This window comes from Flavobacterium sp., from assembly GCF_027484945.1.
Taxonomy (GTDB): Bacteria; Bacteroidota; Bacteroidia; order Flavobacteriales; family Flavobacteriaceae; genus Flavobacterium.
In genome coordinates this window covers 36626-45885 of the sequence record NZ_JAIXRZ010000031.1, presented here as the reverse complement: position 1 = coordinate 45885, position 9260 = coordinate 36626, and the positions used below count along the sequence as shown (strand labels likewise).

Here is a 9260-nt window from a genome sequence, read left to right as displayed (position 1 = left end):
AGTTGGTTTCTTATAAGTTGTGGTTTTAATGTAATTTTCGGTTGTTGTTTGCCCAAAGATTATCATTGGAAACAAAACTAAGATGTAGAATATTTTTTTCATGGCTGTTAGTTTTTATAATGATATTCGTTTTCTTTGAGGATATTATTATCCTTATCCTTAACCTGAACCAGCCTACCGAGACTATCATAATTATAAGTCGTTTTGTCGCCTTTTGGGTCTGTTATAGTACTCACACCAACTAATGGGATGTATGTGTAAGTAGTTATCATTGCATTGGCTAGTAAATTATCATTTCGCAGTGCTGTCAATGCACTAATAAGACTGGCTTCTGTACCTGTATCTGATGCTATTTGGACTGATGTTATTAGATTACTTGGAATACTAGAGTAGTTTATGTTCTCTAATTTTGCTACAAGTTGAGTTTTATGATACCCCCAGATATAACAAATCTTAGTTCCGTTTTGTTGTTGTAGTTCAAGAGGATTACCAAATTCATCATATTGATTAAAAGAAACTCTTGTTTCAAGAGAGTTATTACCTTTTGAGGTTTGAATGAACTGTGGCAAGAGTACTGTATTTCCCCAATTGTTATAAATTATTTTCTGTTCGGAGATTTTATTTCCAGCTTTAAATGTTTCTATTTTTAGTGGTGTATCGACCATATTATTATTTCTCAACGTTGTTATTTCTGGTTCATAATCAAGTTCAGAATTAATGGCGTAATAGTATTTGTTTTCAATAATTAATCCAGTTGAAGTGGTTGATTTTTGGCTCGCCAACTGCATATTACCGGGGTTATAGGTATACAAAATGCTGTTGCGAAGTTGAGATTGATTCCCACTACTATCATAAAAATAGTCTTTAGATAAGGTATTGATAAGTTTGGCCCAGCCAAATGCTTCTTTCATTGGGTAATAGCTAACAAAGTCAGTGACATATTCTCCGCAGTTTCTGGCATTCCAATTTAATTGACTACCAGCAATTATTTGTAGGCCATTAGATAGATATTGTCCAGTTGGATATGTATTAGGGTCTAAAACACCTACTCTATAATTATTATAATTAGGAAACATTCCGGCATAAGGACAATCTAGGTTTGAGTAGAAGATAGTAAAACCTGTTGTTAGGCTATAATCTTCAAACTCATATTGGTTCTCAGTTTCCTTTAAAACTCTACTGTTTTCATCATATTTTTTTGTTTTTAATAGAAGTCCACGTCTATAGTCGAAATTTGCTGTTGGCGCAAAAGGATAAACAATATTTCTTGAATTCATCTCCTCGGAGTAATCAATAGGAGTGAGATATTCAAACTCTGTTCTTCCATTTCCGTTTTCTCTGACAGTTACATTTTTATACCCGACATCAGAACCCTTTGTAGAGATAAAAGAAAGATTATTATAACTTGAATAAACTTCATAGTTAATTTCACCATTAGATTCATTTGTGTCATAAATATGACAAACAGGTCCGCCTCCGAGTTGGTTAAATACTCGCATCATCTGATATTGCATTACAGGCTTTTGAAAAACTAATGAGCCACTACTTTTTGAAGAGTCATTAAAAAAATTATAACTGTAACTTATTTTTCTTGAATAATTGTTAGGAAAACTTTGTGTGTTTAGTTCTGCAGGATCGTTATCGGTATAATAAATGTTTTTAATACGAATGCCACCTCCATATAACCATTTATTAATTTCTGAATTCTGAATCTTTTCATCTATATTAATTATTGCAACTAAACTATGCGGAGTACTTATCCCCCAATCAAATTTAATTTCGTAATGATATCCTGCCTCAAGTTTTAGTTCAAGGGGACATCCACCAGTATATAATCCTTGCGGGACTATTGTTTCACTAGAGTTTGAAGGATTTGTCTTTTTCAAATATAAAAAACCAAGATTTGTTTCATCAGCACCAGAAAAACTAGTATTAAAAACATATGTTTTATTTTCTGTAAATGTCCCTAAATTGTATGTAATACTTCCGATACTATCATTTGGATTATTACTTAAAACAATAGGGGGGAGGTTAATTGTTGATGTATTGTCGGGATTATCCAAAAAGTTTTCTGAATAATCAACCTGATTATCATTATCAGGAATAGGAGTATCGCCAATATAGGAATATGTATTTGGTTCAAATTCAAAAATGGCAGACCCTTTAGTAGGATAAATAATTTGCTTAAGAACGTCTTTTTTACAAAACACCTTATCAGTATCTCTGTTTCGATTAGTATAGTTTACACAGTCATTTTCGTAAATTCCCAGTTTATAATACCCCCAGTAATCCGAAATGAAATCAGTATAATTTACGTCAAGTTTTTCATATTTGAATTGATACTTTGAATATTGATTAGCAATATCTCCTTCCTTTATATTGTCCAAAAACAATTTATGAGTAAACAAATAATTAAATTTATATTCTTTTACAATAGAGTTGGTATACCAGTTTTTAATAGTTATTTTATCTAAATAAGGACAAGCATTTGGGTTTCTCATATTCACATCAATTCTTTGCCCTTGTTGTGTATCAAATATAATTTTGGCTCTACCAATTACTCTTATCTGACTAATTTTTTTTGTGATTATGTTTACTTCTTTTGTAGTATAAGTGTCTAATGGTAATACCCCATTAGGAATGTAACTTGTTGGGCCCCCTACACAAATTACCTCTTGCTGTTGAGAAAAAACTATAGATTGCAATTCAGGTATTACAGGCACATTGTGTGTTTCACTTCTTATAGTTTGTTCTTCAGTATAAGTATTGTCATAATCGAATGCAACCACTAAGTCTTGATTATAAAAAATCTTTGACAAGTGAAAAGCACTTATAAAATTAGAGTAATCACCTAAAAAATTCTCGCTTACAGAATTGTCTATTTTATAACTAATACTTATAGAATGACTTGTGCTAAGTTCTTTTATATCAAAAACATATCTAAATCCTTTAGTATCTTTAATTTCAAAAGTTTTGTCCGCATGATTATAGTTGATAATTAAATTATTTTTATCCAGTTTTACTACTTCAAAAGTTCCATTTGATTTCTTTTCTATAATGAACCTTCCGGTAAACCCCATAAAATTAAATTGATACAAATCGTGTTTAGTATCAAATTTTTGTTTCTCATTTGCTTCAAACAAAAACCTATTTATAGCTTCATCTTCTCTATCAAAAGAGTAGGTTGACGTTAATAAAGGCAACATATCATAATAATTATTATTATCTCCAGCCAGATTACTGTCATTGTGATAAATGCCTATTTTTTTTGAGGTAAAATTACTTGATTGTACATAGGCATCGTCTGGAATATCTCGTACTGTCCTTGAAATAGTTCCACCAGCAATTAAACTCCATCCTAGCCCTGTATATCCAGCATTTTCTTCCTTTTTAATACTAGAGGGACTATAACTCAAAGCTATATTAATATCCAACCCATGGTTAGTCGTTGTGCTGAATAATGGAATAGAAATATCTGGAATTCCTGTATAATTACTAACAGGTACTTCTTCAAATTTCATCAATGCTGCCACAGTTGGAGAGGGTGGAATTATTGTAGGTAAATCAGCTTTTATTTCGGGCGTATTTTGCCCTGAAACCACAATACTCTGCAAAACCACTATTATAAGCAAACTATAATTTTTCATAATCTTAATTTCTATATCTTGTTTTAATAATTTTTACCCCACTATTCTGAACGTCCGTTTTAATATTCACGATATAAACTCCTTCAGGCAGTCCTTGCAGGTCTATCGGAATAGTTCGTTCAGTAATTTCAAACTGCTGTAAAACATGCCCAGCAATATCAACGAGTGTGGCAGTCCCTTTCGTGAAATCGTAACCAACTATCACATTGGTGTAATCAGACGCGGGGTTAGGTATAGCCTCCACTGGTTTTTTATCATCTTTAGGCTTTTGCTTGTCTTTTAGCTTCACTACCCAAAAATCATTATTGCCGTTACCGCTGCTCTTATTGCCTGTAGCTTTAATGCCTCCGTCAGCATTCAGGATAGTTTTACTTGTTCCTACCATCAAATATCCTCCATCTCTAGTCTCAATTACTTTCTTTAAAATATCTTGCCCATCACTACCGACACTTTTGCGCCATAATTCTTCGCCCTTGTAATTAATCTTTATGGCAACATAATCATCTGTTCCGTTTTTCATTTTAGATTCTTCGTTCATATTATTTGATTTCCTTTTCAATGGCTTTGCCTGTTTTAAAGGCAATTTTCTCTTTTCAATTTCTCCCTGTGCATAGCCACCAAGTAAAATGGTTTTGTCATTATTTTCAATCAAAGAGGTCAAAATATCTATTTTGCCAATGTTATAGCTTTCCTGCCATAGGATTTCCTTGCTGTCTTTTTCAATTTTGATCACCCAAAAATCGGTGCCACTTTTATTATTACTTCGTTTATCATTATCAATCTCCGAATTAGAGTTACCTCCCAAAATAATATTTCCGTCATTTGTTTCAGAGACTACAGCCAATTGATCATCCCCATTTCCACCAATGGTCTTTTGCCATTGTTCTTTTCCCTTTTCATCAATTTTGATAATCCAAAAATCTGATTGACCAATATTTTTTTGCGTTTTATTACCTCCTTCTGGCGAATTAGAACTACCTCCCAAAAGGTAGCCTCCATCTTTTGTTGTGATAATACTTCGTAATTCATCGTTATAAATTCCACCAAATGTATTTTGCCAAACAATTTCTCCTTTGCTATCAATTTTAACAACCCAATAATCCAAACCTCCAAAGTTTTCAGATTTTTTATCCCATGAAATATTGGAACTGGAAGTCCCTGCCAATACAAAGCCGCCATCTATTATTCTTGAAATGCTATTTAATTTATCTTGACCAGAACCTCCAATAGTTTTTTGCCATTCTTCACCCCCTTTTGCGTTAAGTTTTATAATCCAAAAATCACTTTCTCCCCTTTTTTTATCTTTCTTGTCTAACCCTTCATCTGATTCTGAATAGCCTGCCAAAAGAAATCCTCCATCGTTGGTAAGCAATACTTGTTGCAAGATATCTGGTCCCGAGCCTCCCATGGTTTTTTGCCAATCCAATTCTCCTTTTTCATCCATCTTCCAAACCCAATAATCCAAATCACCTTTATTATCTTCGGTTTTAGTTCCTGTTTTTTTAGACAATGAACTTCCTGCCAAAATAAACCCATAGTCAGGTGTAGGAATAACATCGAATAAATAATCGGCATGTTTGCCGCCATAGCTTTTTTCCCAAAGTATGTCTTGAGCAGTTACTTGTTTTGTACCACTAAAAAATACCACAGTACAAATACTGAGGAACTTGAATAATTGAATTTGGTTTTTCATAAAAATGATTTAGTGTTGAGTTATAAATAATATTATTAACTGAAAATATTCTATTATTTGATAGATAGTTTTATAATTCTAAGTTCAACTTATAACAGATCTTGTAACATATTACAAGATAATTTTATACTATAAGTAGTTCTAAGATTGAAGTGAAAATGATTAGCTATAGCAAAATCTGATGCCATACAGTTTTTAAATTTCAGAAATAAATTTTTCTAAAAATAACAGTGGGCATAACAACAAACAATACGTGTAAATACGTATTTTTTAATACAAGAAAGAGAACTGTTGGGTGTAATTAATCAAAATACGTTATTAATGATTTTTTTGATGGCAATTTATATTCAATTTAAGATAAAAATGTAAGTTTTGAGCTTGTAGAATAAATCAAAAAGGATACACTCAATGTGACAAAAAGTGTAAATTAGGTATAAAAAAAATACACCTAACGGGCATAATAAAGGACTAAATTTTTAAGTTTTTTTTAAATAAATTTAAATAAAGCATATAGTTATTTTTTTTTATGAAAACTATGGTTATTTTTTGTAAGTATTATTATGACTATATTGTGTATGATTAAATATCCTCTAGTTCAATAATTTGATTTTTAAGAGCAAATAAAACAACCCCAATAAAATTTTTAGACTCAGTCTTTTCCATAATATGATTGCGGTGTTTTTCCACTGTTCGTGTACTAATATTTAGCACCGCTGCAATCTCCTTACTACATTTTTCCTGAGTTGCCAATTTGACAATCTCTATTTCTTTTGGAGTAAGATATACAGTAGGAGTATCTGAAAAAACAGTACGCTTTTTCTTCCAAAGCATAGCCTCACGTATTACCGAACTCAAAGCCATATCAAAATAGTAATCCCTGTCCATAACATTTCGAATAGCATTTTCAAGCATCTCTGGCGATGAGTTCTTCGTAAAATAGCCATTAGCTCCAATTTCCATGACCTTATGCACTGCTTCCTTTGAAGTCAGTTGAGACAATATAATAACCCTAAGTGACGGAACCATAAGTTTTGCTTGTTTACATACATCAAAACCATGCACCAAAGGCATTTCTAAATCCAACAATAATACATCAATCTCATAATCCTCCAAGTACTTTAAAAAAGCCAAACCATCATGCGTGTCATAATCAACACTAACACCATCAATCGAACCCAACAAAAGAGATAAACTTTTTCTAAATAGCTGATGATCATCAACAAGAGCAACTTTTACCATAATTAATCAGATAAATAAATTATATAATGATTACCCTTTTCAATATTTTTTTGTTCCAGTCGAGCAGCTATACTTTGTAAGCGTGATTTTATGTTTTTAAGCCCCGTTCCTTTAGCGTGTCTATATGCCATCATAAAATCAAAAGGAATACCGTCATCTATAAGCTCAAAACAAACACCCTTTTGGTTATTACTTAATCGAGCAACGCAATAAGTAATTGAACCATGTTTTAACATATTCGAGGCCAATTCCTGAACCACACGAAACAACTCATAAGAAATCTTATCTGAAACCAAATTATCTTCCAGTTGTAATTCAATCTTAAAATCTTTACCTGTCGAAGCACTTAATTGCTCAAAATAATCACATAAAGCCAAATTAAATCCTAATGTTTCAAGTAAAGGAGGCATCAATTGATAAGAAATCAATCGGGTATTCTCTATAGCTTGATTCAATGATGTTTGTATAGTAGACAATAACTCAGGACTAGGACTAACCCTGTTTTTTTTCGAAAATAAATGAATATAATTTCTAATAGCAATCAAATCACTCTGTATAGCATCATGTAAATCCTTAGCAATACGTTTTCGCTCTTTCTTCTCACTTTTCAAGGCAGTTTTCAATAATATCTCTGCCTCTTTCTTCTTTATTTTAGTCAAATGCCTTTGGTAAAACAAAACCAAAAACAACATGCCAAATGCTAAAAATAACATCAAAAACGTTCCAATAAAAAAAATTGATTTTACCTCGTTCGTACCATCCATAAACCAACAACTAAAAGTGTCCGTAAAACAAAATTTAAAAGTATATTCAAAAACCAATATGATTGAAGTGAATGAATGTTTATTTTATAAAAAAAATTACTGAGTAAAAATAAAAATAAGGTACCACAATAGTACAATACAAAACCCGAAATAAAATAAAAGGTGCAGTTGCGTAACAAATTATCAATATAGGATTCGGTAAACAATTTTGTGAACCACAAAATAGAAAACACCAAAATAATTAGAGTTGTGTAAACTTTAATATAACTGTCAATTATAAAAAAATCTTCAAAAGTATAACGTTGGAATAAAAAATATACCAGAACTAAAAAAGATATTAAAAAGAATATATTTAATTTTAAATAACTACTATGTAAAATACTAAAGTAAAAATAGTAAATACAAAAAAAGGATAAAATACTGTAAAATATATACCAATTCGATACATCCCATCCAAAAATAAGTGAACCAAAAAGTTCATATAAGCTTGATATAAATGTCAAGGTGATAAATGGAATTATAGGTTTTAATTCTGTTGTGTTTTTACTGCAAGCAATAAAATAGTAGAATAAAGGAGTGATGCCAAAAATAATTACAAAATATAATAAAAACATAACAGCTATATAGAAGTAAACCTATCTGTAAAAGATAGGTTTACTCAAAATTAATGTTTTTTTTTAAATTAATCCAACTTTAGGACACGCTGGAGGGCAAATAACCATTTGATCATAAATGATACCATTATTCAACATATCTTCTTCCTCTTTGTTAACCCCCACCATAATTAAACTAATTTTTTCTAATTCTTCATTATACCCGTTATATATACGAATACCAATACAACCTTCTTGTTCCAATATATTTTTTACATTATCACCTCCAATAAAAGAGGAAACAGTCTGATTAGGAAACTTTTCGGCAAATAGGGTAATCATTTTTTTTGCCTGTTCTACAGAAATAATACTACCTGTGCTAGGATCTAAAGTCATAATGTTAAATTTTTAAATTAATTATACAAACATAATTAGTGTTTACGACTAGCAAAATACGTATTTATACGTATTTAAAAAGATAAAAATCAAAATTTAGTAAAAGAAAAGGGGGTAATTATAAGTATATAATTTACGTGTAAATACGGATTGTAATTAAATGACAATCTAAGCAATTTTGCTACTAGACAAGTAAAGAATTATAAAGTGAAAAAATACTACCTATTCAACGGGCAGGGAGGCATAGGCCCTTTCACCAAAGAAGAACTCAGAGAACAAAAAATAAATAAAGACACTCTTATTTGGTCAGAAGATTGGGATGAATGGATAAAAGCTGGTGAAATAGACGAGTTGAAAATTATTCTATTAATTATTCCACCTCCACCTAAACATAATTTTAAGAGTCCTCTAATTGTTTCTAAAAAATTCAATTTTATCAAATACTTAGTTATAGCAATAAGTCTATTGGCATTTTTAACCATTGCAAGCAAAGTCATTTCAGAATACAACACCAATTCTGATAATCCAGATCTCGAAAGCGATACCCACAAAATGCAAACAAGAAACAATATTACAAACTTAATCCAAGTTACCACCAACCAATATTCCATTAACACTTTTGGAGGCATATCAAATCTAGACATAATTGTAACCAATAATACTGTTTACAATTTAGATCAAATCACAGTGGCAATTGATTACATCAAACAAAACGACGGAATATACAAAACCGAATACCTAACTTTCAACAATATCCCTGCCCATCAAAACAAATCACTATCAGCACCAGATAGTGATAGAGGACTATCAGTAAAACTCACCAAGCAAACTATAACAGCAGCAGCCATAAATCTGTGCTTTGATAACAATATAACACCAATCATTGGTGACCCAGACCCTTTCAGATGCAATTAAAAAACAATACACT

The 9260-nt window shown here is 31.1% G+C and carries 6 protein-coding genes; 1 reads left to right on the top strand and 5 read right to left on the bottom strand.

All coding sequences use genetic code 11. From position 1 onward, the window contains the following. Nucleotides 1–107 precede the first annotated feature (107 nt). From Q0039_RS05060 to Q0039_RS05040, 5 genes are all read right to left on the bottom strand, one after another. Entirely contained in the window at nucleotides 108–3647 is a 3540-nt protein-coding gene (locus tag Q0039_RS05060) for an RHS repeat domain-containing protein (RefSeq protein WP_297510066.1), read from the bottom strand. A 4-nt stretch (nucleotides 3648–3651) separates the two neighbouring features. Beyond that, entirely contained in the window at nucleotides 3652–5340 is a 1689-nt protein-coding gene (locus Q0039_RS05055) for a T9SS type A sorting domain-containing protein (RefSeq protein WP_297510061.1), read from the bottom strand. A 579-nt stretch (nucleotides 5341–5919) separates the two neighbouring features. Next, nucleotides 5920–6579: a response regulator transcription factor gene (locus Q0039_RS05050; protein WP_297510058.1), complete on the bottom strand. Its 660-nt coding sequence runs from the start codon at nucleotides 6577–6579 to the stop codon at nucleotides 5920–5922. 2 nt (nucleotides 6580–6581) lie between these two features. Continuing rightward, a complete protein-coding gene (locus Q0039_RS05045) occupies nucleotides 6582–7343 on the bottom strand; it encodes a histidine kinase (RefSeq protein ID WP_297510054.1) in 762 nt (253 codons plus the stop codon). Between the two features lie 677 nt (nucleotides 7344–8020). Then, a complete protein-coding gene (locus tag Q0039_RS05040) occupies nucleotides 8021–8332 on the bottom strand; it encodes a hypothetical protein (protein ID WP_297510051.1) in 312 nt (103 codons plus the stop codon). A 207-nt stretch (nucleotides 8333–8539) separates the two neighbouring features. Here Q0039_RS05040 and Q0039_RS05035 point away from each other — a divergent pair, with 207 nt between their 5' ends. After that, on the top strand, nucleotides 8540–9247 hold the full coding sequence (locus Q0039_RS05035; RefSeq protein ID WP_297510048.1) for a DUF4339 domain-containing protein: 708 nt from the start codon (nucleotides 8540–8542) through the stop codon (nucleotides 9245–9247). The last annotated feature ends 13 nt before the right edge of the window (nucleotides 9248–9260 follow it).

What these genes read in the sequence shown, in the direction of transcription:
- Q0039_RS05060 (WP_297510066.1), bottom strand. Translation starts at nt 3,647, where the DNA reads ATGAAAAATTATAGTTTGCTTATAATAGTGGTTTTGCAGAGTATTGTG.
- Q0039_RS05055 (WP_297510061.1), bottom strand. Translation starts at nt 5,340, where the DNA reads ATGAAAAACCAAATTCAATTATTCAAGTTCCTCAGTATTTGTACTGTG.
- Q0039_RS05050 (WP_297510058.1), bottom strand. Translation starts at nt 6,579, where the DNA reads ATGGTAAAAGTTGCTCTTGTTGATGATCATCAGCTATTTAGAAAAAGT.
- Q0039_RS05045 (WP_297510054.1), bottom strand. Translation starts at nt 7,343, where the DNA reads ATGGATGGTACGAACGAGGTAAAATCAATTTTTTTTATTGGAACGTTT.
- Q0039_RS05040 (WP_297510051.1), bottom strand. Translation starts at nt 8,332, where the DNA reads ATGACTTTAGATCCTAGCACAGGTAGTATTATTTCTGTAGAACAGGCA.